At 35.6% G+C, this 24918-nt stretch carries 23 protein-coding genes; 13 read left to right on the plus strand and 10 right to left on the minus strand.

All coding sequences use genetic code 11. From position 1 onward, the window contains the following. Positions 1-205: 205 nt before the first annotated feature. The 9 genes from ccoS (at position 206) to AC07N0_RS01675 (ending at position 11186) form a co-directional block, all read left to right on the plus strand. Entirely contained in the window at positions 206-349 is a 144-nt protein-coding gene (gene ccoS / locus AC07N0_RS01635) for a cbb3-type cytochrome oxidase assembly protein CcoS (RefSeq protein ID WP_309913645.1), read from the plus strand. Between the two features lie 141 nt (positions 350-490). Then, the gene (gene ccoN / locus AC07N0_RS01640) at positions 491-2623 is read left to right on the plus strand and encodes a cytochrome-c oxidase, cbb3-type subunit I (protein ID WP_494587877.1); all 2133 of its coding nucleotides are present in this window, start codon (positions 491-493) and stop codon (positions 2621-2623) included. Between the two features lie 305 nt (positions 2624-2928). Continuing rightward, positions 2929-3831 (plus strand): cbb3-type cytochrome c oxidase N-terminal domain-containing protein, encoded by a 903-nt coding sequence (locus AC07N0_RS01645; RefSeq protein ID WP_494587878.1) that lies wholly within the window; start codon positions 2929-2931, stop codon positions 3829-3831. A 195-nt stretch (positions 3832-4026) separates the two neighbouring features. Beyond that, on the plus strand, positions 4027-5439 hold the full coding sequence (gene ccoG / locus AC07N0_RS01650; RefSeq protein WP_494587879.1) for a cytochrome c oxidase accessory protein CcoG: 1413 nt from the start codon (positions 4027-4029) through the stop codon (positions 5437-5439). A gap of 290 nt (positions 5440-5729) precedes the next feature. Beyond that, positions 5730-6155 (plus strand): FixH family protein, encoded by a 426-nt coding sequence (locus AC07N0_RS01655; RefSeq protein ID WP_494587880.1) that lies wholly within the window; start codon positions 5730-5732, stop codon positions 6153-6155. Between the two features lie 73 nt (positions 6156-6228). Beyond that, positions 6229-6942: a sulfite exporter TauE/SafE family protein gene (locus tag AC07N0_RS01660; RefSeq protein ID WP_494587881.1), complete on the plus strand. Its 714-nt coding sequence runs from the start codon at positions 6229-6231 to the stop codon at positions 6940-6942. A gap of 88 nt (positions 6943-7030) precedes the next feature. Next, positions 7031-7855, plus strand: a complete 825-nt coding sequence (locus AC07N0_RS01665; protein WP_492800529.1) for a universal stress protein — start codon at positions 7031-7033, stop codon at positions 7853-7855. A 231-nt stretch (positions 7856-8086) separates the two neighbouring features. After that, a complete protein-coding gene (locus tag AC07N0_RS01670; protein ID WP_494588396.1) occupies positions 8087-9988 on the plus strand; it encodes an AAA domain-containing protein in 1902 nt (633 codons plus the stop codon). A gap of 172 nt (positions 9989-10160) precedes the next feature. Continuing rightward, complete coding sequence (locus AC07N0_RS01675; RefSeq protein ID WP_494587883.1) at positions 10161-11186, plus strand: 2-hydroxyacid dehydrogenase; 1026 nt, start codon at positions 10161-10163, stop codon at positions 11184-11186. Positions 11187-11254: 68 nt separating this feature from the next. Here AC07N0_RS01675 and AC07N0_RS01680 read toward each other — a convergent pair whose 3' ends face one another. From AC07N0_RS01680 to AC07N0_RS01695, 4 genes are all read right to left on the minus strand, one after another. Continuing rightward, on the minus strand, positions 11255-12850 hold the full coding sequence (locus AC07N0_RS01680; protein WP_494587884.1) for a hypothetical protein: 1596 nt from the start codon (positions 12848-12850) through the stop codon (positions 11255-11257). A 44-nt stretch (positions 12851-12894) separates the two neighbouring features. Further along, entirely contained in the window at positions 12895-13626 is a 732-nt protein-coding gene (locus AC07N0_RS01685) for a hypothetical protein (RefSeq protein ID WP_492800532.1), read from the minus strand. A 470-nt stretch (positions 13627-14096) separates the two neighbouring features. After that, positions 14097-14468, minus strand: a complete 372-nt coding sequence (locus tag AC07N0_RS01690) for a hypothetical protein (protein ID WP_494587885.1) — start codon at positions 14466-14468, stop codon at positions 14097-14099. A gap of 11 nt (positions 14469-14479) precedes the next feature. Beyond that, positions 14480-14890: a hypothetical protein gene (locus tag AC07N0_RS01695; protein ID WP_492800534.1), complete on the minus strand. Its 411-nt coding sequence runs from the start codon at positions 14888-14890 to the stop codon at positions 14480-14482. Between the two features lie 160 nt (positions 14891-15050). On the opposite strand from AC07N0_RS01695, the gene AC07N0_RS01700 reads away from it, so the two are divergent. Together AC07N0_RS01700 and AC07N0_RS01705 are read left to right on the plus strand one after the other, a co-directional pair. Next, positions 15051-16640 (plus strand): sensor histidine kinase, encoded by a 1590-nt coding sequence (locus AC07N0_RS01700; protein ID WP_494587886.1) that lies wholly within the window; start codon positions 15051-15053, stop codon positions 16638-16640. Between the two features lie 45 nt (positions 16641-16685). Next, a complete protein-coding gene (locus AC07N0_RS01705; protein WP_494587887.1) occupies positions 16686-17744 on the plus strand; it encodes a response regulator in 1059 nt (352 codons plus the stop codon). Between the two features lie 3 nt (positions 17745-17747). Here AC07N0_RS01705 and AC07N0_RS01710 read toward each other — a convergent pair whose 3' ends face one another. The 4 genes from AC07N0_RS01710 to AC07N0_RS01725 all read right to left on the minus strand — a co-directional run bounded on the left by AC07N0_RS01710 (position 17748) and on the right by AC07N0_RS01725 (position 21221). Next, on the minus strand, positions 17748-18392 hold the full coding sequence (locus AC07N0_RS01710; RefSeq protein ID WP_494587888.1) for a DUF3267 domain-containing protein: 645 nt from the start codon (positions 18390-18392) through the stop codon (positions 17748-17750). A 60-nt stretch (positions 18393-18452) separates the two neighbouring features. After that, the gene (locus tag AC07N0_RS01715) at positions 18453-19190 is read right to left on the minus strand and encodes a LytR/AlgR family response regulator transcription factor (protein WP_309913598.1); all 738 of its coding nucleotides are present in this window, start codon (positions 19188-19190) and stop codon (positions 18453-18455) included. 54 nt (positions 19191-19244) lie between these two features. Then, positions 19245-20345 (minus strand): sensor histidine kinase, encoded by a 1101-nt coding sequence (locus tag AC07N0_RS01720; protein ID WP_309913595.1) that lies wholly within the window; start codon positions 20343-20345, stop codon positions 19245-19247. A 216-nt stretch (positions 20346-20561) separates the two neighbouring features. After that, complete coding sequence (locus tag AC07N0_RS01725; RefSeq protein ID WP_494587889.1) at positions 20562-21221, minus strand: histidine phosphatase family protein; 660 nt, start codon at positions 21219-21221, stop codon at positions 20562-20564. Between the two features lie 148 nt (positions 21222-21369). Here AC07N0_RS01725 and AC07N0_RS01730 point away from each other — a divergent pair, with 148 nt between their 5' ends. Next, entirely contained in the window at positions 21370-21795 is a 426-nt protein-coding gene (locus AC07N0_RS01730; RefSeq protein WP_494587890.1) for a hotdog fold thioesterase, read from the plus strand. A 141-nt stretch (positions 21796-21936) separates the two neighbouring features. Further along, positions 21937-23190, plus strand: coding sequence for a chorismate-binding protein (locus AC07N0_RS01735; protein ID WP_494587891.1), 1254 nt, complete (start codon positions 21937-21939; stop codon positions 23188-23190). 5 nt (positions 23191-23195) lie between these two features. Here the strand turns inward: AC07N0_RS01735 and AC07N0_RS01740 are convergent, their stop codons facing one another. Beyond that, positions 23196-24497 carry a hemolysin family protein gene (locus AC07N0_RS01740; protein WP_494587892.1) on the minus strand — a complete coding sequence of 434 codons (1302 nt, stop codon included), beginning with the start codon at positions 24495-24497 and terminating at the stop codon, positions 23196-23198. Positions 24498-24579: 82 nt separating this feature from the next. After that, positions 24580-24867, minus strand: a complete 288-nt coding sequence (locus AC07N0_RS01745; RefSeq protein WP_494587893.1) for a hypothetical protein — start codon at positions 24865-24867, stop codon at positions 24580-24582. Between the last annotated feature and the right edge of the window lie 51 nt (positions 24868-24918).

A 24918-nucleotide genomic window follows, 5' to 3' on the forward strand; every position in this document is an offset into this window, starting at 1 on the left:
TATCATTTGTTTACTATAAATGATAACGTTGTTTAAATTATATTGATTACTTAGCTCAAAATTAGCTTTAAGTCCTCACCAAGTCTTATGATTTTTATCAGTTTAGTTACTGATAAATCCTTGTATAGGCTCTGACTTATCTCATGGGTAAAACAAGTCTTTTAGGCGAATTTTGAGGCATAAATAATGCTAAAATCTTCAAAAAATGCAAGTTATCTTCTTTATGATTGGTATAAGTTTATTGATGGCCCTAGGTTTTCTTGGGGCTTTCTTCTGGTCGATGTCTAAAGGACAAAATGATGATTTACATACACCCGCTATGCGCATTTTATTTGAAGACAAAGACTAAAACCCTCCCCACCATGAAAAACAACACACAAAATCAAAACAGTCAAGAACAGAAAAAATGTACCTGCGACAAAGACTGTAAACGATGCAAAGCCATTAAAGAAATTGACTTTGAGCTAATTAACCAGAAATAAATAATATCATGTCAGCGATCAATACTAATGTAGAACATTTTGAGTACGACAATAAAATCGTCCGAAATTTTGCACTTGCCTCTATTATTTTTGCCATAGTGGGCTTGCTAGTCGGAGTACTTATTGCCACTCAACTCTTTATGCCTTCTGCCAACATTACGCAATACTTTACTTTTGGCCGTATTCGTGCATTACACACTAATGCTGTAATCTTTGCCTTTGTAGGAAATGCTATTTTTGCAGGAATTTATTATTCTTTACAACGTCTTTGTAAAGCCCGTTTGTATAGCGATTTATTGTCGAAGATTCACTTTTGGGGTTGGCAATTAATTATTCTATCGGCTGCCATTACGCTTCCTTTAGGGATGAGTACCTCTAAGGAATATGCAGAATTAGAATGGCCTATCGATATCGCCATTGCCTTGATTTGGGTAGTATTTGGTATCAATATGTTTGGTACTATTCTAAAACGCCGCGAACGTCACTTATACGTAGCCATCTGGTTTTATATCGCTACTTTCGTTACTATTGCCTTATTGCATATTGTTAACTCATTGGCTATTCCAGTATCATGGACAAAAAGCTATTCAATTTACGCAGGTGTACAAGATGCCTTGGTACAATGGTGGTACGGACACAATGCTGTGGCATTCTTCCTGACAACGCCATTTTTAGGGTTGATGTACTATTTCTTACCTAAAATGGCTAACCGTCCTGTATATTCTTATAAATTATCAATCCTCCACTTTTGGTCATTGATTTTCTTATATATCTGGGCTGGGCCACACCACTTACTTTATACAAGCTTACCCGACTGGGCACAATCATTAGGAACTGTTTTCTCTATCATGCTGATTGCTCCATCTTGGGGTGGTATGATTAACGGTTTGCTTACGCTACGAGGTGCTTGGGATAGTGTACGAGAAGACCCTCGATTAAAAATGATGGTAGTGGGTATTACGGCCTACGGTATGGCTACTTTTGAAGGGCCGATGCTTTCGTTGAAAAACATCAATGCTATTGCTCACTATACCGACTGGATTCCTGCACACGTACACGTAGGAGCGTTGGGTTGGAATGGCTTCCTTTCATTCGCCATCATGTATTATATGATTCCTAAGATTTATGGAAACCAGATGTTCTCTAAAAAATTGATGAACGCTCACTTCTGGTTAGGTACTTTAGGGATTTTGTTCTGGGCTGTGCCCATGTATATCGCTGGCTTTACACAAGGGATGATGTGGAAAGAATTTACAGCAGAAGGTAATTTAAAATATGCCAACTTCTTGGAAACTACCCTACAAATTATACCAATGTACATGATGCGTGCCTTAGGTGGTGTTTTCTACTTATCTGGTGCATTGATTGGTGCTTACAATATCTTCAAAACGATGTTAGTAGGTAAACTAGTAGCCAACGAAGCTGCTCAGGCTCCTGCATTAGAGAAAGTATTCGTAGCACAAGGAACTGATACTTACTGGCATAGATGGCTCGAACGCAAACCAATGCCTTTGTTAGTAGGTGCTTTAGTAGTAGTAGCAATAGGCTCTTTGATTGAGTTGATGCCTACTTTGATGGTAAAATCTAATGTGCCAACCATCGCTTCGGTAATGCCTTATACGCCTTTAGAATTACAAGGTAGAGATTTATACATTCGTGAGGGTTGTGTTTCTTGTCATAGTCAGATGATTCGTCCTTTCCGTTCAGAAACTGAAAGATATGGCGAATATTCTAAAGCAGGCGAATTTGTGTATGACCACCCATTCTTGTGGGGTTCAAAAAGAACAGGGCCAGATTTACATCGTGAAGGCGGAAAGTATCCAGATTCTTGGCATTATCACCATATGCGTGAACCAAGTTCTATGTCGCCAGGCTCTATTATGCCTAACTATGATTGGCTGTTAACGCAAACGTTGAATAGTTCGAATACAAAAGACAAACTAAAAGCCATGAAGACTTTAGGCGTGCCTTATGATGAATACGCTATTCAGCATGCTGATGAAGACCTTAACATTCAAGCAAAAGGCATTGCAGATAACTTAGCCAAAGAGGGCATTAAAGTTACTCCAGACAAAGAAATCATTGCCTTGATTGCTTATCTGCAAAGAATAGGTACTGATATTAAAAAAGGAGAAAAGTAAATTTCCCTTCCTGTCACCACTATTTAAATAGCTGATAATCAAAACATACACCAATAGCCCTTCTGTATGTCTCCCCTTCTCTTAATGAGAAGGGAGCAGAGGGTGAGGTTCCTTTTTTAAACAACCAAGAAGATGTTCAGACAATTGCTAAATAAAGTTCAAGGAGCTGATGTTCCTATAATTACTTCTCTTCTGATATTTTTTGTGTTTTTCTTAATGGTCGGAGTTTATCTGTTCATTATTGATAAAAAACACCTTCAGTACATGAGCCACTTACCCCTAGAGGAAAACAATTAAGACAAGCGATGAAAAAGATATATATATTCTCATTTTTATTAGGCTCGCATCAAATCTTTGCAGCCGATACTCCACAAAAAGAGTACTTTTTCGGTGGTATCAAAACTGGTGAAGACCTCCTCATGGTCTCATTATTGGGCATTTTAATCATTGTTTGTATTATTATTTGTTTCCTTGCCTACGGATTACAGCAAAAAGTGAATGCTTATTTGAAGCCTATACAGCAAATTGATGATGTTTACGAACAAGCGATGCAAAATCGTACTTTCTGGCAAAAATTAGCCAGTTTGAAGCCATTATCAATGGAAAAGGATTTGGAAATGGAACATAAGTATGATGACATTGCCGAGTTGGACAACCCTACTCCTCCGTGGTTTATGTACCTTTTCTATGCTACTATTGTGTTTGCAGTTATCTATTTAGTAGGTTTTCATATCATTGGTAATGGTAAAATTATGGTAACAGAATATACTGAGGAGGTAACCATTGCCGAAAAAGCCCGCGAGGAGTACATGAAGAAATTTGCCAATGCTGTTAACGAAGACAATGTAAAAGTGTTGGGAGACCCTAAATCGTTAGAAAGTGGAGCTAAAATTTATACACAAAACTGTGTGGCTTGTCACGGAGAAAAAGCGGAAGGGAAAGTTGGACCAAACCTTACTGACGAATTTTGGCTACATGGTGGCTCTGCAAAAAATATATTCCATACCATCACCGAAGGTGTACCCGAAAAAGGGATGATTTCATGGAAAAAGTCATTGAATCCTATTCAGGTACAGGAGGTGCTTAGTTATATCGTTTCATTGAAAGGCACTAACCCGCCGAATCCGAAAGAACCTCAGGGAGAAAAATACGACGCCTCTGAAGCCTCGACAGATTCAACAGCTAACAAAACCACAAGTGTTCATTAAAGTAAAATTGATACAATCCCCTAAGCGTCATTAAAACACACTTAGGGGATTTGCTTTCTAACATTAAACAGATAAAATCGTAATAAGAAGTGATTAGAAATTAGTTATTGGTGATTAGAAAACACTCACATTTCGATGAGTAAAATAACATAAACTAATTATTACAGTCACTTACGATGATTATTTGCAAAACTTATGAAACAAGCAAAAATTGATACCAGTAATTATCGCGACCATCTCTCGAATGTTACAGAAACTGGTAAGCGTATCTGGATTTATCCTCGTATTGTTATCGGAAATTTTTATAAACTTCGTACCTACTTTTCATGGTTATTATTAGGTCTACTTTTCGGTCTTCCTCTTATTGAAGTTGATGGTCACCCTGTGTTTATGTTTAATGTTATTGAAAGAAAATTCATCTTCTGGGGTGTTCCCTTTTTCCCTCAAGATTTCCATTTAGTAGCCATTGGTTTACTTACTTTTATTGTATTTGTCATTCTCTTTACGGTTATTTTTGGTAGAATTTGGTGTGGGTGGGCTTGTCCGCAAACTATTTTTATGGAAATGCTTTTCAGAAAAGTAGAGGTATTGATTGAAGGCGACCATAATGCCCAAAGAAGATTGGATGCCGAAACTTGGACAACTGAGAAAATCTGGAAAAAGACCCTTAAACATGGTATTTTTGTATTGCTTTCTTTCTTGATTGCCAATACTTTTTTGGCTTATATTATTGGTAAAAGAGCATTATTAGCAATCATGCTAGATAATCCACTCGACCACCTCGCAGGGCTTTTCGCTATCATTATTTTTACGGCTGTTTTTTATTTTGTATTTGCTCGTTTTCGCGAATTGGTTTGTATTGTAGTTTGCCCGTATGGACGCTTACAGGGGGTAATGTTGGATAAAAAATCCATCGTTGTGGCTTATGATTTCCTTAGAGGTGAGCCTCGAGGGAAAAAACAAACTGTTGAAGAAAAAAAGGTAGCTCCTGTAGCACATGGTTCTTGTATCGACTGTAAAATATGCGTGCAAGTTTGTCCAACAGGTATCGACATCCGCAATGGTACGCAATTAGAATGCATCGGCTGTACGGCTTGTATCGATGCTTGCGATGAGGTAATGGATAAAATCAGCGAACCGCGCGGATTGATTCGCTATGCTTCTCAGGAAGGTATCGAGCAAAAGACCAAACTAACATTTAATACCAGAATTGCTTCTTATTCTTTTATACTGGTGGCTTTATTAAGCATTTTGGGTTATTTATTAATGACCAGAAATATTATTGAAACCACTATTCTGAGGGCTCAAGGGCTTACTTATCAGGAAAATAAAAATGGAACGGTTTCAAACCTTTATAATGTACAAGTATTGAATAAAAGTTATAAAGCTATGCCCGTACAGTTTAAGATAAACCAACAAAATGCACAGATTAAAATGATTGGCAAGGCTTTGGTAGTTCAACCTGGGGAATTAGCCGAATCATCATTTTTCATTGAGATTCCAAACAAATCACTCACCGATGGAAGTGTGAAATTGGATATTGAAATAATTTCAGAGGGCAGAGTAATTGATCATGTAAAAACAAAATTCCTCGGCCCGATTCTTTAAGGGAATTTAGGACTCTAGACTTGAAGACATTAGACGCTAGACTTTGGGATTGTGGACTTTAGGACTTGAAGATGTTAGATTTTAGACTAGAGGATTATGGATTTTAGTCTAAAATCTAGCGTCTTATGTCTTCAAGTCTAGTGTCCTAAAGTCTTCAAGTCCTAAAGTCCATAATCCTAAAGTCTAGCGTCCCAAAATCCAAAAAATAACTCTTTTCATACAAAAGACTAACAAAACTCATATTTTTTTATTGTTTAATCCCATAGCTTTGAATCATAATAATAACAAATATGAACTGGGGTAAATCAATCATTTTATGTTTTATACTTTTTGCCAGCTTTATTGGTACAATGGCTTATAAAATGGCTACTGCCAAGGTAGATTTAGTAAATAAAGATTACTACAAAAACGAAATAAATTATCAAGATCAAATTAATAAAAGAAAGAATTCATCCAATTTCAATGCTGGCAATATCATGACTTATTCATCCGATAATCAAACATTAAGAATTGGTTTTCCAACAAAGGTAAATAATGGCGTTATTACTTTCTTCAGACCATCTGACAAACGTTTAGACTTTACTGTACCTGTTAAAAAAGAACCCGTTTTCAATTATTCAACCGAAAAATTAGAAAAAGGTAAATGGAAAGTACAGGCTACATGGACAGATGGAATCAGAGAATATTATCTTGAAGATGAATTTATTGTTCGTTGAGTACAAATAAAGATTATGCTTTAACCATTTTATAGATACGGCCTTACAATCCGTCCAAGTTTGAATTGATAAAATGAATGTTCTTTTTTCCATAGCTTTTATGACGGGTCTGGCTGGCAGTTTTCATTGTGTTGGTATGTGCGGTCCTATTGCCCTAGCCTTACCCGTCGGAAAGCTTTCTTACATTCAAGCTACCCTTTCACGCATATTCTACAACCTCGGGAGAACGCTTACTTATGGGCTACTAGGCTATATTTTTGGATACTTCGGAGGACAAATTTTTGTAGCAGGTTTTCAGCAACAGTTATCTATTTCAATTGGTTTGTTGATGCTCATTTTTATGATTCCCAACAAATTAATTTCGTTCTATCCTTTTCAAAAGTTACCTTCTTTCATAAAAAGAAGTTTCGGTTCGTTAATAAATACCCATTCACTAATTAATTTCGCATTTTTAGGAATGCTAAATGGACTTTTGCCGTGTGGTACTGTATACCTAGCATTGGCTGGCGCTACAGTTACCACATCGCCCATTGAAGGGGCTATGTTTATGGCATTTTTTGGTTTGGGAACTTCTCCATTAATGTTTTCTGTTAGTATTTTACCTAAGTTTTTAAGTTTAACTACTCGACAAAAAATCAATAAGTATTTACCCGTATATTCTTTTGTATTAGCGTCTTTTTTTATAGTTCGAGGATTGAATCTAGGAATCCCTTATATTAGCCCAAAATTTGAAAAAGTACCCCTTAGCCAAAAAATTTCAGATTGTCACGGAAAAATAAATAATTAACAAAAAATATTCATACTTATCTGCTTTCGTGCTCGTTAATATTATGTACGGCTTCGCTAAATCAAGCCTGATTTAAACAAATACAGTCATGAAAAAAATACTTGTTCCAACCGACTTTTCAAACCTTTCCCTACTTGCATTAGATGCAGCGGTTGAGATTGCACAACAATCAAAAGCGGAAATTTTACTTTTCCATGTTCAGCCTTTACATTATATGGTAAGTGCTGATCCATTTCCAGTAACAATGATGCCAAATTTAGATTTGGATTTATATAAATATGAGGTAGAAGATGCAACTAAGAAATTACACGAAATTGCAGACGCACCTATTTACGATGGTGTAACCATTACTCCTATTTTAGCAGATAGTTACTTACCCATTGAAGATGCCATTACTCAACAATCGGATGTAGATTTAATTGTGATGGGTTCTACTGGCGCTGATGGCTGGAAAGATTTATTAAGTCATTCAAATGCCGAATCAGTTATCAGAAATTCGCATTGCCCAGTATTAATCGTAAAACAAACTGAGAAAAAATTCAAGATGAAACGCATTATGGTTGCGGTAGATTTTGACACTAAAATTACAGCTAGTTTTATTCATAAACTACAAGCTACCAAAGCTAAATTGACCTTTGTATTCATTAACACACCAGATGGTTTTGAAGATAGTCATACTACTACCCAAAAGATGTTTAAACTTGGTGAAGAGTTAGGTATTAAAGAAATCGATTTCTTGATTTACAACTATTATAATATTGCCAAAGGAATTGTAGCTTGTGCTAAAGATATGAAAACTGACATGGTTGTATTAACAACTAATGGCAGAAAAGGCTTGAGCTTGTTATTTGCTGGTAGTATCACTGAAGATGTTGTTAATCATTCAGATATTCCTGTATTAGCACTAGTTTAAAATCAAGTAGTGTTGATTCAAAAGCGACTTTTTCAGGTGAAAGAGTCGCTTTTTGTTTTTAAATATCGTTATAGCCACCTGTCAACACCGCCATGATGAGAGCAAGTCATCATTTTCTTTCTTTATTACTCTCCCATATTTTTATACCCGAAAGCTTTATCAAGAAAAGCTTGCATAGCCTTCATTTAAACAGATTTCTTCATGAAAGTCAATAATCCATTACCTTTGTATATGGATTATTTTAAAAAACTACTCAACTTACTAAAAACTGAGCGCGACGAAAGCCTAAATCAGTATATCCAACTTACCGAAAAATCATCCGTGAGCGAACGTAGAGCAAACGGACTTACGTGGTATCCGATTGCCATAAGAGGTTCTGAAATTGGCCGTGGAGATTATTTAACGGTTGAAATTGAACGTACTACCCATCATGACCTTTCCCATCAATTTAGGTTTGGTATGCCTGCGGTGCTTTTTAGTAACCACGACCCTCAAACTGATAGAATAGAAGGTACAATTACCCATCAAAATGGCAATCGTTTAAAAATTACCCTCAAAACAGACGAATTACCCGACTGGAGCCGAGATGGTAAGCTAGGCATTGATGTCTTGTTTGATGACAATAGTTTCGATGAAATGCAGGCTGCTCTTAAACAAGCCTCTGCCCTTAGCGAACAAGCTAATACCAATTTGGTAAAAGTACTTATTGGCGAAAAAACGCCTACTTTTCAAACAGACATTAAAGCGGTTACTATTCCAAGTTTAAATACTTGGCAAAATGAGGCCGTCAATAAAATACTAGCTGCCAACGAACTAGCCATTATCCATGGCCCTCCGGGTACAGGTAAAACTACTACGCTGATTCAAGCGATTAAAGCCCTTATCCAACGAGATAGTCAAAAAATTCTGGTAGTGGCACCAAGCAATACCGCTGTAGATTTACTTAGCGAAAAATTGCACGAAGAAGGACTAAATGTATTGCGTGTTGGTAATCCAGCCAAAGTAAATGAAAAGCAATTGGCGCTTACCCTTGATAGTAAAATGGCTGACCATACGATGCTCCGTGATGCTAAAAAACTTAAAAAACAGGCTCAGGAATACAAAAATATGGCACATAAGTATAAGCGTAGTTTCGGCAAATCTGAACGAGACCAACGCAAACTACTTTTTGATGAAGCCCATAAAATCATGAAGGAAGTCGGTAATACCGAACAGTACATCATTGATGACATTGTAGGCAAAGCACAAATTATTACGGCTACTTTGGTGGGGGCAACTCACTACACAGTTAGAAATCTGAAATTCGATACAGTAATTATTGATGAAGCTGGACAAGCACTTGAACCTGCTTGTTGGATTCCGATTCTAAAAGCACAGAAAGTAGTATTGGCAGGTGACCATTGTCAGCTACCGCCTACTATCAAATCAAGTGAGGCGGCAAAAAATGGACTGAATAATACCTTGTTAGAAAAATGTATTGCTTTACACCCCGAAGCAGTTACTTTATTGGCCGAACAATATCGTATGAATGAGCAGATTATGGGCTATTCTTCTAAAGTATTTTATTATAACAAACTAAGGGCTCATGCGTCGGTCGCTAAACGTACTCTTAAAAGTGATAATACACCATTACTATTCATTGATACTGCGGGCTGTGGTTTTGAAGAAAAAATAGAAGGCACTAGCTCTACTAATCCAGAAGAAGCAATGTTGTTGATGAAACACCTCAGCCTTTTTAGTGATGAATTGGCATTGGAATATAAGCCCGAAGATTTCCCGACTGTCGCAGTTATTTCGCCCTATAAACAGCAAATCAAGTTATTAAATGAGCAATTACTCCATACGCCTGCTTTGCAAATATTTACGGATAAAATATCTGTAAATACGATTGATAGTTTCCAAGGACAGGAACGTGACATTGTCTATATCAGCATGACAAGGAGTAACACGGAAGGAGCTATTGGCTTTTTATCAGACATTCGCAGAATGAACGTAGCAATGACCCGTGCTAGGAAAAAACTAGTAATTATTGGCGATAGTGCTACGTTGGCTCAGTTCCCTTTTTATGCAGATTTTATAGAATATACCGAAAGCCTAAATGCCTACCAAAGTGCATGGGAGTTCATTAATTAGTTTTACTGTCTTCAATCAATAATTCAACTAACAAATATCATAGTTTAGGGATAAACAAGGGGGTAATTTTGATGCAAGAAAAACAGAGAATCAGTAATTATTTATCTGTTTTCTGAGACGTTAAATGAAGCGATAGTAAAGTCAAAATTATCACTCAATTAAACCTAAATCCATGAAGACTTTTTTTTATAGTGTCAAAGAATTTGAGAAACAATACCTTATTAATGCCAATCAGGACAAACACGAAATTAGTTTGAGTACCCAGAGTTTAGCAGCTGAAACCGCCATTTTATCTGCTGGCTATGAGGCCATTTCAGTGTTCACTAACGATGATGCCTCGGCAGAAGTCTTAGAGCTTCTTCGAGAAGGTAGGGTTAAATATATTGCTACACGGTCAGTGGGAACAGACCATATCGACCTTGTAACAGCGAAACAGATGGATATTAAAGTAGGTAATGTTCCAGCCTATTCGCCTTATTCAATAGCAGAACACAGTATCGGTATGATGCTGGCATTGAATAGAAAATTGATTTTAGCCAATGCCAATGCCCATCAGTATCAATTTGATTTAGCTCCGTTAATTGGTTTCGATATGCACGGAAAAACCGTAGGCATCATTGGGTTAGGGGAAATCGGTTCGATTGTCGCCAAGATTCTACATGGTTTTGGTTGCAATGTATTGGTTTATGATGTTGTTGAAAAACCTGAAAAATCTTCCGAATTCAATTTTACGTATGTTTCGTTAGATAGACTCTATGCTGAGTCTGACATCATTACTTTACACGTACCTTTTACGCCAGCTACAAAATACTTGATTAACCAAGAGAGTATTGCTAAAATGAAAGATGGAGTAATGTTGATTAATACTAGCAGAGGAGGAATTGTTAATACTAAAGCAATTTTTGAAGCCTTACAGTCAGGAAAGATTGGGTATTTAGGACTGGATGTTTACGAAAATGAACGAGGCATCTTTTTCAAAAATCACGAACCTAGCGAGAAAAAGGATGAGCTTTTGTTAGCACTCATGCACTTAGAAAATGTGTTAGTTACAGGTCATCAGGCATTTTTAACGAATGAGGCTTTGACGAATATTGGAGACAAAACCATCGAAAATTTAAGCGATTGGGAAAACGAATATTATAAAGAATGCAACTCAAAAATAGGTAAGGTTGCACATTTAGAAGAATTATTACATTAGTTTTAGGGTGGATATATGAAAAAGGCTTCCGAATTCGGAAGCCTTTTTGTTAATAGCTTACTTTTTATTTACTTACATAAAAACGATGGTAAGCTAAAAGTAGAATTCAACTCCGCAGAATTATCAATCCACAAATCGTTCTGATAGTACCAGATACCACCAAGATTAAACATAAAGTTATACTTTTCCCCTCTGATTAATAAAGTTGATTGAGCTACCAATTTATTATCAGCCGTCGCCTTTAATGTTCCTATACTCGTATAGCCTTTTCCATCTTTTAAGTCTGCCGCTGCTTGAACATCCCCTATTTTGAATGGATAACCATTATCACATTTAGGAGTAATCGTTATTTTAACATAGTTGATAGGACTTATCAAAGTAACATCAACATTTGTCACAGCATTTACATTGGTACAACTTACATTCAAAGATTTAGTAAACAATACTTTGCCTGTAATACTTGTAGTAGTAATGGTTAAGTTAGACGACGTTGGGGTATTACCACCTATCTGACCTTGTACAAAAAGTTTGCAATTCAAGGTTACTCCTAAGCCATGCGATTCGTTAAATAAAATTCTTCCGCTATTATCTACCACAGTCGTTTTAACGGTCTCTCCTGTATACAAAGGATCACTTAATACATTCAATTTCAGGGTTGAACATTCAGAAAGTAAGTCACCACAATAAAATTCTGTTAAATGATTTACCGAAGCCACAAATTCCAAAACACTTCCATTTTTCTTCACAATGGCTGTTCCTTCATATTTAAGTGTTTTAGCATCTGCATCATAACTTGCAAAGTTTAAAGCATCTCCCTCTTTAATATCTTGTCCAGCTGAGTTTTTGGTACCTACTCCAAACTGAAACTTGATTTCAATTGGTGATGAAAAAGTTTTCACCTTCTGACTATTTTCATTAGAAATCACAGCACTTACTGCCGAAATAGGATTAATACTAAAGTTTGGGATTACATTATCATTTTTATCCACTACTTTCATCCCAGTTTGTTGCTTGTTAACAATTACACTAGCCTTTTGTGGGTCTATCTGTACAAGTACAACATTTAATTTACCTGCTACTGGAACGCCCGCTCCATCTTTCAATGTTATTCCAGCGCCGATACTCAAGGTAGCAGAATGACTACTCCCTGCCAATGCTGGGGTACTTATCTGAATGGCTTTCGTAGTTTTTCCTGTATTATCAGCATCCTCTTCTTTTTGGATTACCGTTGTTCCTGTTGGTGGCGTAGCAATTTTTGTAAGCTTAACAATTACTTTTTGATCAGTAGTGCTTGTAATTTCTACAGGTGTTATCTCTTTTAAATAACCATCTACTGCCGTTACTATCGTAAATTTAACTGGTGCTGTTGTACTAGCTGTAGTACCAGGCTTTAATGCCAAAATCATGATACCATTTTTAGGTTTATAAACCTTTTTATTAAAGCTATCTACAATTTTTGCTGAATCACTCCCTGCAATATGCACATCTATGGTGCTTGGTAATTCTCCTAAATTATCATTCGCTTGTGAATATTGAACGATAATATTGGTGCTTACAACTGCATCAGGAAATTTGAATTTTACCCCTTCTAAAGGTGGAGTACAGGAATAGCTTATTGTGATACAAGCCAAAAGTAATATTGCGTAAGTAATATATTTTTTCATTGTGTGATGTCGTTTTAAGTTAATATCATTACCCTTGAATTAAACTATATTTTAATTCGAACAGAAAAAGATAATTTAGGAATAAAAGAATAGTTCTTCACGTTATTCTGAATACTCAGGATGTTGGCATCAGTAATCAATGTTTCAACCACACCAGAACGGTCTAAAGCTAATTGAGGTGAACCTGAATAATAAGCACCCATCTCAAAACCAAAACCTACACTGCTTTTCGGAATTGCTCGTCCAAAACCTAAGCCTAAATAAGGGCGGATTTTATTGCCTGTAACTTTCAAATTTGCTTTTCCAAAATCCTGTGCATCTATTTCAAAATCTGATGCAAATTTAAACTTACCTGTTTTGACCGTTGGTTCTGCCATCACTTCTGAATCTCCAGTACCATAAGCTAAACCTGCTACCAGTTTAAAAGACTTTCTCTTGAATGGATGAAAGTCAACAAGTGCATCTATTTGAAGAGATTTAACCTTGGGAGTAATATCAAGGTCAGAAGCACCATCTCCAAGTGATACGGTTATGGGAGGTGTGACAAACATACTTACATCCAAGTAGTTAAAGCCAACTCTAAGGTTGATAGAATTGTCTAATTTAAGTGCCTGAGCGACTTCAGCACCAAAGCCCATTGTTCCAAACTGAACACCTATAGAGTTTCTTCCATAAATATGTTCTGTTAAAATCGGTGGTGTCTGCGACGGGGATGATTGAGCAATTACATGGGTCGTCATGCCAAATGTCAGCAAAAAGTAGAATAGCTTTTTCATTAGTTCAAAAATATATGATTTAGTTATAACGTTTAATTTATTTTTAATAATAAGGATTCGAAAATTATATGTTCCTACGATATATTATAATGTTAAAATCAAAAATATAACTTTATTTTGATTTTTTTGATTTTTTTCAATAAAAATAAATAAATAGCCGAGAGGACGAAAATATAATTTTATTTTCATCTGCTTGATTTTTTAAATAAAATGACGACATACTGGAAGAACCCAAAAATATAAATTTATTTTTATTTTTTTGGCTTTTACGAAAAAAAATGGATTTAGTGGAGCAGACAGGAATATCGTCCTGCATGAATAGTCTTTAAATATACTTTATTAATACCAATAAATACTATATATTAAAAAAAAACATCATTATAGGCTTAGTTGATTGCCTATTAAAAACAAATAGGAGCCTACCCATGATAAGTAAGCTCCTTTAAAACTTAATTGAAATCAGCGTTTATTTATAGTATTTTGCTAAGGAATTGATACAGTTTATGCTTAGAAAAGTTAAAGTCTTTTTCAAGCATTTCGAATGCCGATCTTTGGCGTTCATGAATTAGCTCCATTTGTTCGTCAAACAGAAAACGTCTATTTTGGGCATAATCTACAAAAGCACTTTCCTGAGTTTTGATACCAATCAGTAAATTTTCGCTTACTTCATTAATATGAGTAAATCGCTCATCGAACGTATCTACTTCTTTTAACAATTCCTCCTCCGTATTTTTACTTTTAACCTCTTCTAAAAGCGTTTGGAAGTACTTTACTTCATCAGCAAAAAAAGCTAATGATGCTATCCATTGATTATTTTCATGGTGACATACTTCAAATTTCATAACTATTGGGATTAAAGAATTTTTGATAAACACTTATAAAAATCATTTTTGGTATGAATAAACTCTTTCTCAAAAACTTGATAACGTTCACGAAGTATATAATGCTGGTTATAAATCTCTTCTCCTAATAAAAACTCTCTCCCCAATGCATCGTCTTCAAAACCCCATTGCTCTTGATTGATTAAGTGTACTAATTCATCCGACTCTTTATATAAATTTTGCCATCTTGTTTCAAAAATAAAAGCTTGATTCAATACTTCCAATAAAGTGTTTTTTGACTTCACTTCATCAATGAGTGTATAAAAGTACGTTAATTCTTCCCGATAAAAAGTTAAATTTAGTAGCCATTTGATATTTTCTTTATGATAAACGCCATATTTAAACACCTGTGTATCATAAACGTTTTTTGTTATCTCATCCATATTTTCAACAATTTGATAATTAAATATTTATATCATAAATTTCTTTAACTTTTGGGGCTTTAGCTATCATTAGAATCATATCAGGAACTGACATATATCAAGTTTCTTGCGTTGATACCTGTCAAATTTGTACCTTTATCATATATTAATATCTTTTACTATGGACTTCCCTATCAATAGCCTACTTTTAAAATCAATTCTAGAAGATACCCCAACGTTTATGGGTATCTACAATATCTATACCAATCGGTATGTCTTCATTAATAAAGTAGGTTTAAACATGTTTGAAGTTAGCGATATAGAGGAGTTTGCTGCAAAATATCCAGAAGGCTTTAGAAAAGATAAACTGAATTTAGATAATCGTAACGAAATATATGAGCATGTAAAAACCAAGCAAACTAGGATTGAAGAAGCACTCTTTCAGACTTCAAGCAAGCTTCAATTTTGGGGAACACTTCAAATTTCAATATTTGAAAGCGAAGGGAAGGAATATTACTTGGTTAGAATCAATGATACTACCTATCAAAGAAATGCTGAACAGCAACTAGAGGACGATAACAACCGTTTTGAAGCATTATTTATGCACGCTGCTATCGGGCTAGTCATGGTTGACCGTGAAGGCAAGATTATTTTATCAAACCGTTTTGCCAATGTAATATTTGGCTATGAAACGGGTGAATTAGAAGGGCAATTACTAGAAGTATTGATTCCACACAATATTAGAGAGAAGCATCGCGAAACATACGAAAATTATACCCATAAGCCACAGTCAAGACCCATGGGTATTGGGCTTGACTTAAAGGCTCGTAAGAAAGATGGCACCCTTTTCCCCGTAGAGATTAGTTTAAGTCATTTTAAATCGGGCGGCAAGCCTTATTATATTTCTTTTATTAATGATGCTACGTTCAAGAAGAAAGCCGAGACCGATTTATTAATAAAAACTACTGAAATACAGAAACTGAATAATAGTCTTGAAAAAGAAGTAGTAAATCGTACGAATGCTTTGGTTGAAACGCTAAAGAACTTAGAGCAATCTAAAAAAGAGCTTGAAGTTGCCCTTAACAAAGAAAAAGAATTGGGCGAGCTAAAATCAAGGTTTGTTTCAATGGCGTCGCATGAATTTAGAACACCCCTTACAGCCATTCTTTCGGCGGCTTCATTAATTGAAAAATATGTTAAAACTGAAGAGCAAGATAAAAGAGAACGCCATACACAGCGAATTATGAATGCTGTGGGCAATTTGACTGATATATTGGAGGAATTCCTTTCTGTAGGTAAACTAGAAGAAGGAAAAGTATATGCTAAGTTGGCTAATTTTGAATTGCCAACACTAGTCGAAGAAAGTATAAACGACTTAAAGAATATGCTTAAGAAAAATCAGCGAATAGATTATCAGCATTTCGGTGATACTATAGTATGTCTTGATAAATCGTTGTTCAGGAAAATCATTATTAATCTAGGCTCTAATGCGGTGAAATTTTCAAATGAAAATACAACGATAAGTATATCTACAGAAAAGCTTGAAAAAATGCTTATTCTTAAAGTATCCGACCAAGGTATTGGTATTTCAGAGGAGGATCAAAAACATTTATTCGACCGCTTTTTTAGGGGTGCTAACGTTACAAATATTCAAGGAACTGGTTTGGGTTTGCACATTGTGGCACGATATACGGAGTTACTTGGTGGACAAGTATTTGTAGAAAGTAAACTTAATCGCGGAACAACTTTTAGTATTAAGTTTGATTTATAATTTTAAACCACTCTTTATTAAAAAACATCTTAAATCTTGACACACATGAAAACAATCCTGCTTATCGAAGATAGTGATGACATCAGAGAAACCACTGCTGAAATATTAGAACTTGCTAGTTATAATGTTCATACAGCCGAAAATGGAAAAGTTGGGGTTGAGCTTGCCCAGAAAGTAAAACCAGATTTAGTAATTTGCGATATCATGATGCCTATCTTAGATGGTTATGGCGTATTGCATATTTTTAGTCAACATCCAGATTTACAAAATATTCCATTTATTTTCCTGACTGCTAAAGCTGAACGTTCAGACCATCGAAAAGGAATGGAAATGGGCGCTGACGATTACCTCACAAAACCTTTTCAGGAAATCGAACTTTTGAATGCTGTAGAAAGCAGGTTAAAGAAAATAGATAACCTTACGAAGGCCTTTAAAAATACCGAATCAGAAATAGAAGAGCTTTATCAGCAAGCACGTGAATATGTTGATATCAATTCTCTTTCTAAGGATAGGAAAATATCGAACATTAAAAAGAAGCAAATCATCTATACCGAAGGCGATGAGCCTATTAAGTTTTACTTTTTAAAGTCAGGCAAAATAAAGACGTATCAGTCTAATCGTGATGGAAAAGAGTTCGTTACGGGCTTATACAATTCGGGGGATTTTTTCGGTCATATCGCCATCATAGAAAGTAGTGAATACCAAGAATCAGCAGAAGCCCTTGAAGATTGTGAAATTATCGGTATTCCTAAAAATGATTTCTTAGAACTAATCACCAGAAACCAGTCTGTTGCCAATAAATTCATCAAAATGTTGGCGAATGATATCCACGAAAAGGAAAAGCATTTAACCCAAATGGCTTATAATTCTTTGCGAAAGCGTACGGCGGATGCACTAGTGATGCTATCAAGAAAATATAAAACTGAAAAACAAGATAAATTTTCAATCAGAATTTCCAGAGACGACCTAGCTTCGGTAGTGGGTACTGCCACAGAATCACTTATCAGAACCCTGAGCGATTTTAAATCTGATAAGCTTATTGAAGTAAATGGTAGTGAAATTACGATTCTTGAAGAACACAAGTTGGCTAACCTTAGGGGGTAAGCATCAATCTTTTTCAAAAAAATAAGACATTCCCTCTTCATCAATATCGTCATAAGTGAACATTTCTTTATGACGATTTTTTGTGTAATATTTAATCAAAATGAAATCTCCTAAGCAACCGTAAGTATGCAATATGAAGGTTGTAATAATCAACACCTTGTAGCTAGGAATAAATACCAAGGCTGTTATCAATGCCGAAGAAATCACGAGAAAAGGCATTACCGCCACGATGGCATTTTCTTTAAGGCTCATCACAAATTTTTGAGCATAAGCATATACCATCAAACTTTTGGGTGTCCAACCAAATCCTACTTTTTCAGCCCCCAATATTTTAAATACTAATCCATGAATACCTTCATGAATGGGTAATAAAATGAATAATAAGACTGGGAATGCTGCTGCTATTTGTCCAAAATCAATTTTTGCTTGCCCTATCTGTTTACTAATCACATATCCGAAAACGCCGCCTACCATTAATAAAGCCACAAAAATGATTTTTTGAGCAAGAGGCTTTTTCGTTTGATTCGAGCTAGTAGGTTTAACCCCTAATTCCCTCATCAAAAACTTCATCATCTCTTCAATCCTAAACGATTCAATCAATGAAAAATAATTAGGATTATGCAGTTGAGCAATACTTGGCTTTTCCATGTCAAAAAAATATGTTCATCAATTACGGTGACTGTCTGTAATTAATGAACATATCAATGTCTATAAACTTAATAATTCTTTAAAGCGAATGGCTTGGCGTCTAGAAATTTCGATTTTATCACCGCTTTCTCGCAAGGTTACTTGTAATCCTCCCGAAAACCAAGGTTCAATTTTCTGAATGTATTTTAGGTTGATAATATGTTTACGGTTGGCTCTGAAAAAGGTTTTAGGGTCTAATCTGTCTTCCAAGGCATTTAATGATTTCAGCACCAATGGCTTTTGGTCATCAAAATATAACCTTACATAATTCCCCATCGACTCGAACAAACGAACATTTCCTAAGCGTACAAACCAGCATTTTTCACCATCTTTTACAAATACTTGGTCATTTTCAGTTAATACTATTGTATTATCTTTTACTGTTTCTGTAAGTTGCTTTTGACGGTCAAACTCCTCCTCTACTTTCTGAATTGCCTCGCTAAGTCTGTGTAATTCTATTGGCTTTAGTAGATAATCTAGGGCATTAAATTCAAAGGCTTTAATAGCATATTCGTCGTAGGCCGTCGTAAAAATCACTTCTGGTACATTTCCTTCAAGGTCGCTTAGCAAATCAAAGCCCGTTTTGCCTGGCATTTGAATATCCAGAAACAATAAATCTGGATGTACCTCGTCGATAAGCACTACTGCTTCATCAGCATTAGCAGCTTCGCCAACGATATTAATTTTAGGAAAATTCTCTAGCAAGCGTTTTAACTCGTTTCTTGCCAAACGTTCGTCATCAACAATAATAGCCTTCATATTTAATTTTATGGTTTCTGATTAGCGGTATTATCCTTTATAACTAATCATACATTATATTGTCACTTTGGGTTTTACTATATTGGTTATTTTTGAAAACGGTGTATCTTTTTCTGGTTCTACTGAGGGTATCGGTATGGTAATCTCGGCTGTTACTACCTCTTTGGAAGCTTGATAAATTCTAAATTTAGACTCTGGTCCAAACAATAATTCTAATCTATGTGCAGTGTTTTCTAGTCCAAAGCCTCCTGATTCTGTCGTTTCTAAAATACCTGTATTACTGATAATAATCAATAGATTCTTTCCTACTAATTTTGCTTCTAAGCTTACGAATCCTCCTTTTACAGGCTTCGATACGCCGTGTTTTATGGCATTTTCTACCAGCGTTTGTAATAACATCGGCGGAACTTGCACGTGCATAGTATCTGGATAGACATTCTTTCTGATTTGCAGACGCTCTTCGTATCTTATTTTCTCTAAGGCTAAGTAATCATCAACAGTTCTTAGCTCTTCCGACAGCGAAACGGTTTTTCGTCTATCTGCCAATAAAGAACTTCTCAGAATATTGGATAATTGCGTAACCGCTTTTTGGGCTTTGTCGGGTTCTTCCAAAATCAACGCACGAATACTATTCAACGCATTGAACATAAAATGCGGATTCATTTGTGCTCTTAATACTTTCGATTCTGTTTCTTTTACCGATGATTCTAATCGTATTTTATCTACTTCTACTTCCGACTTCCGTTCAAAATAGTGTGAAGCGTAATAAAACAATGTCCAAATCATTAATGGCTTTGCCCAGCTAAATATGAATTGCATGACAAAAAAGAAAGACCATAGGTTTCGTCCTTCTTCTTCACGTAATAAATAAGAATCTAAAGGGATGTTCACAAACGCCATAAAAAACGACATAAACCCCACCGCTATCAATATGCGTGGGATTACTCTATCTATTGGCAATTCTACCCATCCGTATTTTTTTATTACTTTCCTGAAATTATGTGTAATTATAATGGCTACAACAACATTTAATAATGCCGCCACAAACCAATCTAAAGACCAACCGAAATCATTCGAATAAATCAAGGCCTCGTTGGCCAACCACGCTGACCAGCCGAATACTTGCAGAATCCAATATAACTTAGCTCTAGACATATTAATCTATTCAAATACACTTCAAATAAAAGCGTATATATTTATTTACTACCGTTTCTTCTATCCTTTTTTATAACAAATTAAGGCAATGTAATAAAAAGCAATGGAATTATTCAGTAAACGGAAGGTGGGGATGATAAACGGATAAAAGAAGAAATGAAGATTTGAGGGAAATATGTGTTGAAGTATTTTAACGCCATATTTCCCTGAATGATTTTATTCAACGATTAGGTCGTCTAAGTGAGAAAGGTCATTTTCTAATTCTACAGAAAACTTACCTTGTTCATAATCATAAGTAAGTTTGTATAAACAAAGGTTGGCATGTTCAAAGGTATCCATTTCGTGTAGCTCTCGTTCAAGCAACAATGTCAAGATTATCCTAATAGCCCTGCCGTGCATGGCTACCAAAATTGTTTCTTCGTCCGAACGCGATACAATTAAATCTATCACGGGCTTCTGGCGAGTTAATACATCTAGTGGACTTTCTCCTCCTTCAGAAGGCATATCTACCTTTCCATTAATCCAGCCGTCTATTAATATTTTATAATATTCGTTATCAACATCATTAGGTACTTTTCCTTCACGTACTCCCCAACTGATTTCGTTAAGTCCTTCGTGTTGTTCCCAAGGAAGCCCTTTTTCAAGGAATTTTTTTACCGATTGGTGGGTTCTCTTTAAAGCAGAAGTATACACTTTATCAAAAACAATACCTTGATACTTTTGATAGAAAGCTTCAGCCTGCGCTTGTCCTAATTCATTCAAATCAGAATCTACACCACTGCCTTGAACTATTCCCTGACGGTTGAAGTCTGTTTCTCCATGACGGATTAAATAAATGGTTTTAACTTTTGGAGTTTTTGATTGGTCGTTAGACATTGATTTGAAGGATTATATTTATGGCAATCTTAATAAAGTATTTCTCGCCTTTTTTCAACTTTTATAAAGTTAATCAATAAAATAACAATTTACTTTGACTAATTTCCCGCAAAAATACAGTTTTTGAACATAATTCATACCATCTGACATGATAAAAACATCCTATACCCTCGAACAATTGAATGAAAGAAGTGCAGGTAACATGGTAGGCTACTTAGGAATCGTATTTACCGAAGTTACAGATACTTACATTTCTGCTAAAATGCCTGTCGATGAAAGAACCAAACAACCTATGGGATTACTGCATGGTGGGGCTTCGGTAGTGTTAGCAGAATCGTTAGGAAGTATTGCCTCATGGATGGTTTTGGAAGACCCTGACAAGTACGCGGCAGTAGGAATTGAAATCAATGCGAACCATTTAAAGTCAGCACGTGAGGGCTATGTTTATGCCAAATGTTCTCCTTTGAAAATCGGAAGAACTATGCACGTTTGGGACATAAAAATAACCGATGAAAAAGGAGATTTAGTGTGTGCTAGTAGATTGACAACCGCTATTATTGAAAAACGTTTATAGTTGAAGCATATCAATAAAATACAAATTACTAATACTCAACATCTTAGAAAATATCAGGAAAATTTTAAGTTTTCTGAAACCTCATTACTATACAAGATGTTATTTTTACATCAATAATACATCACTATAAAACTTCAGGATATGACCCCGACTTCGGAATTTCATATTTTACAACAAACAAACAAATTAGCAAAACTCTGGCAAACGGCTTTTTCAGAAGGTTTTCCTATGGCGTTATGGCAATTGCCACAATCTACCGAGAAACAACTTATCATTGATCTTTCTGGGAGTACTCAGCGAAAAAAAACTGATTTAGATGAATTACCTGCGGGCTTTGTCATGAGTCCTTTTCAGGGTGAATCGTTATTCCTTAGAGGTGACCTATACTATCGTTTTGATACCAATAATCAAGAGATAGAAGATGCCATCAAAGGCAAAACCCTTGAAGCAGCAATTTTTGAAAAAAAATACCTACATTATTCAGACGAAGAAACAATTGAACCTGCGTCGGCGAAACAAGAAGAAGAAATAAGACTTAAGGATTCGTTAGACAGTAGCTTAGATAAATGGAATGGTGGTTTATACAATGAAATGATTTTTGCAGAAATGGTTTCCAAAGCTATTATAGCCATAGAAAATGGGGAAATGCAAAAAGTAGTTTTATCAAGAACTAAGAATGTTACTTTGCCCGAAAGCTTTGAGATTATCGATGCTTTCCAGAAATTGTGTAAAGCCTATCCTAATGCCTTTATCTCTTTAGTCTATTTACCAGAATTTGAAGCCATTTGGTTAGGTGCTACTCCTGAAACCTTAGTAAGCGTAGATGGGCAAGGGATTTTCAAAACGATGTCTTTAGCGGGAACTCAATCTGCCATTGGTGATAACGGAGAGATGCTTTCACCTATCAGCATTCGTTGGTCACATAAAGAAATTGAAGAACAAGCCTTCGTAAGCAGGTATGTGATTGAGTGTTTTAAGAAAATCCGTTTGAGAGAATATTGTGAGAGCGGTCCTAAAACCGTACAGGCTGGGAATTTGATGCACTTACGAACCGACTTTAAAGTTGATACCAAAGCCCTCAATTTCCCACAACTAGGCACTGTCATGCTTGAATTACTTCATCCTACTTCGGCCGTTTGTGGAATGCCTAAGGATGCTGCATTACGTTTGATTGCTGAAACAGAACTCCATCATCGTGAATTTTACAGTGGTTTTTTAGGCCCTGTAAATATTAAAGACGAAAGTCATCTGTTTGTCAACCTCAGAACAGTAAAAATTCAAGGAAATCACGCTACTTTTTTTGCAGGCTGTGGCATCACCGCAGATTCTAACCCTGTGAAAGAATGGTACGAAACAGAAATGAAAAGCCAGACTTTAATGAATGTAATCTTATAGATGACCTAGTGTTTCATCGTAAAAGATTCTGATTTCTTTTCGATATCTCCTATTATAAGCAACTTAACAATATCAATTCTGGCGTCTGTCATTTCAATGATTTGAAAGTTGAATGGGTGGAGGATAATCGTTTCATTAATCTCGGGAATGTCCTCATTAATGCTAATAATCATTCCGCCCAAAGTATCATAATCACCTTCGGGAAGATTCCATTCGTATTTATCGTTTAGGTAATCAATCTCTAATCTTGCCGAAAGCAAATAGGTTTTATCTTCAATTCGTTTTTCGGTAAGGTTTTCATTATCATCGTATTCGTCTTCAATCTCACCGAAAATTTGTTCCATTACGTCTTCCATACTTACTAAACCAGCAGTACTTCCAAATTCATCCACTACCAACGCTAACGATTTGTGTTCTTTAGAAAAGCGAAACAATAAATCTTTGGCAGGCATGGCCTCTGGCACAATAGGAATAGGCGTAAGAATACCCTGAATTTCTTTGGGTTTTTTAAACAATGCCAAAGAATGGCAATATCCCAATACATCTTCCATGGTTTCTTTGTAAATCAGTACTCTTGAATGACCACTTTCTACAAATACTTTTTTCAATTCCTCAATTCCACCTTCGATATCCACTCCTATAATATCCGTTCTTGGAATCATGCAGTCGCGTACACGTACTTGTTTGAATTCAAGGGCATTATTGAAAATCTTTGTATCAACCTCTGCTTCTTCTTCTGTAGATGTTTTACGATTAAGGTTCTGTAAATAATTATTCAAATCAGTCAAACCAAAAGCTGGTCTTTCTTCTGAATATTCTAGTCGTAAGATATTGTTAATAAACCATTTAGATAAACCTACAATTGCCCAAACCAATGGGTACATCAACGTATAAATAATCAGAATTGGAATGGCTAGTACTTCTAAAAAGCCGTCAGGATTCAATAAAAATATACTTTTAGGGGTAAATTCAGAAGTAGCTAAAATGATAATTGTACCGATAAAAGAAGCTATTAATCCAGCGGCTATTCCCGAAATGGGCAAATAGGCTTCTATTTCATGATGTAAATATCCTTCCATAAAGATACCATACGCTACCAAGGAAAGTGTATTCCCGATGAGCATCGTACCGATAAATTTTGAAGGATTTTTAAGATAATTTGAGATAATCTGCCCCGTGATTACTCCTTGTTTGGCTTGGAGTTCAAAGTACAGTTTATTGGCAGATACGAAGGCCATTTCAACCCCTGAAAAAAATGCCGAGGCTATAATGGCTATTATTATACTTAGTGCTTGTTGGGAATCCATATTTTGGGTTAGGAGCTTAGAGATATACCTAACAGAATTGTTGTTTCTTTTTCAAATATAGAAAGAATTCTTTAAAAATCACTTATTTTTTCCCTTTCATTAATGCCTTTCTTTGGGCTTGTTTATCATCCTTGGGCTTTTCAGCAGGCTTATTTTTTGCTTCTTCCTCCTCTTTCTTCAAACGGATTTGCTTGGTATATTGGAAATAAAACAAACAAACCATCGCAAACATTAAAAATGAATAATGATAAAATATTTTATTCCAAAAGGTAGGCTCTAGCCCCGCAGGTAAACCAGCACGTAAATCTAATATCCACATGATGATGAAACCAATGGCTGCGAAAAGGAGAAGTATTTCTTTCTTACTCATGTTAATCTTAAATGTTAATATATCAAAGGCTAACGCTTTTCAATGTTAAAT

This window comes from Arcicella sp. GW821-FHT09D11, from assembly GCF_059416265.1.

Coding starts and splice junctions, on each gene's coding strand:
- AC07N0_RS01690 (WP_494587885.1), bottom strand. CDS start 14,468: ATGAAATTTGAAGTATGTCACCATGAAAATAATCAATGGATAGCATCA.
- AC07N0_RS01655 (WP_494587880.1), top strand. CDS start 5,730: ATGAACTGGGGTAAATCAATCATTTTATGTTTTATACTTTTTGCCAGC.
- AC07N0_RS01665 (WP_492800529.1), top strand. CDS start 7,031: ATGAAAAAAATACTTGTTCCAACCGACTTTTCAAACCTTTCCCTACTT.
- AC07N0_RS01730 (WP_494587890.1), top strand. CDS start 21,370: ATGATAAAAACATCCTATACCCTCGAACAATTGAATGAAAGAAGTGCA.
- AC07N0_RS01735 (WP_494587891.1), top strand. CDS start 21,937: ATGACCCCGACTTCGGAATTTCATATTTTACAACAAACAAACAAATTA.
- AC07N0_RS01695 (WP_492800534.1), bottom strand. CDS start 14,890: ATGGATGAGATAACAAAAAACGTTTATGATACACAGGTGTTTAAATAT.
- AC07N0_RS01680 (WP_494587884.1), bottom strand. CDS start 12,850: ATGAAAAAATATATTACTTACGCAATATTACTTTTGGCTTGTATCACA.
- AC07N0_RS01740 (WP_494587892.1), bottom strand. CDS start 24,497: ATGGATTCCCAACAAGCACTAAGTATAATAATAGCCATTATAGCCTCG.
- AC07N0_RS01645 (WP_494587878.1), top strand. CDS start 2,929: ATGAAAAAGATATATATATTCTCATTTTTATTAGGCTCGCATCAAATC.
- AC07N0_RS01715 (WP_309913598.1), bottom strand. CDS start 19,190: ATGAAGGCTATTATTGTTGATGACGAACGTTTGGCAAGAAACGAGTTA.
- AC07N0_RS01670 (WP_494588396.1), top strand. CDS start 8,087: ATGGATTATTTTAAAAAACTACTCAACTTACTAAAAACTGAGCGCGAC.
- AC07N0_RS01660 (WP_494587881.1), top strand. CDS start 6,229: ATGAATGTTCTTTTTTCCATAGCTTTTATGACGGGTCTGGCTGGCAGT.
- AC07N0_RS01745 (WP_494587893.1), bottom strand. CDS start 24,867: ATGAGTAAGAAAGAAATACTTCTCCTTTTCGCAGCCATTGGTTTCATC.
- AC07N0_RS01720 (WP_309913595.1), bottom strand. CDS start 20,345: ATGTCTAGAGCTAAGTTATATTGGATTCTGCAAGTATTCGGCTGGTCA.
- ccoN (WP_494587877.1), top strand. CDS start 491: ATGTCAGCGATCAATACTAATGTAGAACATTTTGAGTACGACAATAAA.
- AC07N0_RS01700 (WP_494587886.1), top strand. CDS start 15,051: ATGGACTTCCCTATCAATAGCCTACTTTTAAAATCAATTCTAGAAGAT.
- AC07N0_RS01685 (WP_492800532.1), bottom strand. CDS start 13,626: ATGAAAAAGCTATTCTACTTTTTGCTGACATTTGGCATGACGACCCAT.
- AC07N0_RS01725 (WP_494587889.1), bottom strand. CDS start 21,221: ATGTCTAACGACCAATCAAAAACTCCAAAAGTTAAAACCATTTATTTA.
- ccoS (WP_309913645.1), top strand. CDS start 206: ATGCAAGTTATCTTCTTTATGATTGGTATAAGTTTATTGATGGCCCTA.
- AC07N0_RS01675 (WP_494587883.1), top strand. CDS start 10,161: ATGAAGACTTTTTTTTATAGTGTCAAAGAATTTGAGAAACAATACCTT.
- AC07N0_RS01710 (WP_494587888.1), bottom strand. CDS start 18,392: ATGGAAAAGCCAAGTATTGCTCAACTGCATAATCCTAATTATTTTTCA.
- AC07N0_RS01705 (WP_494587887.1), top strand. CDS start 16,686: ATGAAAACAATCCTGCTTATCGAAGATAGTGATGACATCAGAGAAACC.
- ccoG (WP_494587879.1), top strand. CDS start 4,027: ATGAAACAAGCAAAAATTGATACCAGTAATTATCGCGACCATCTCTCG.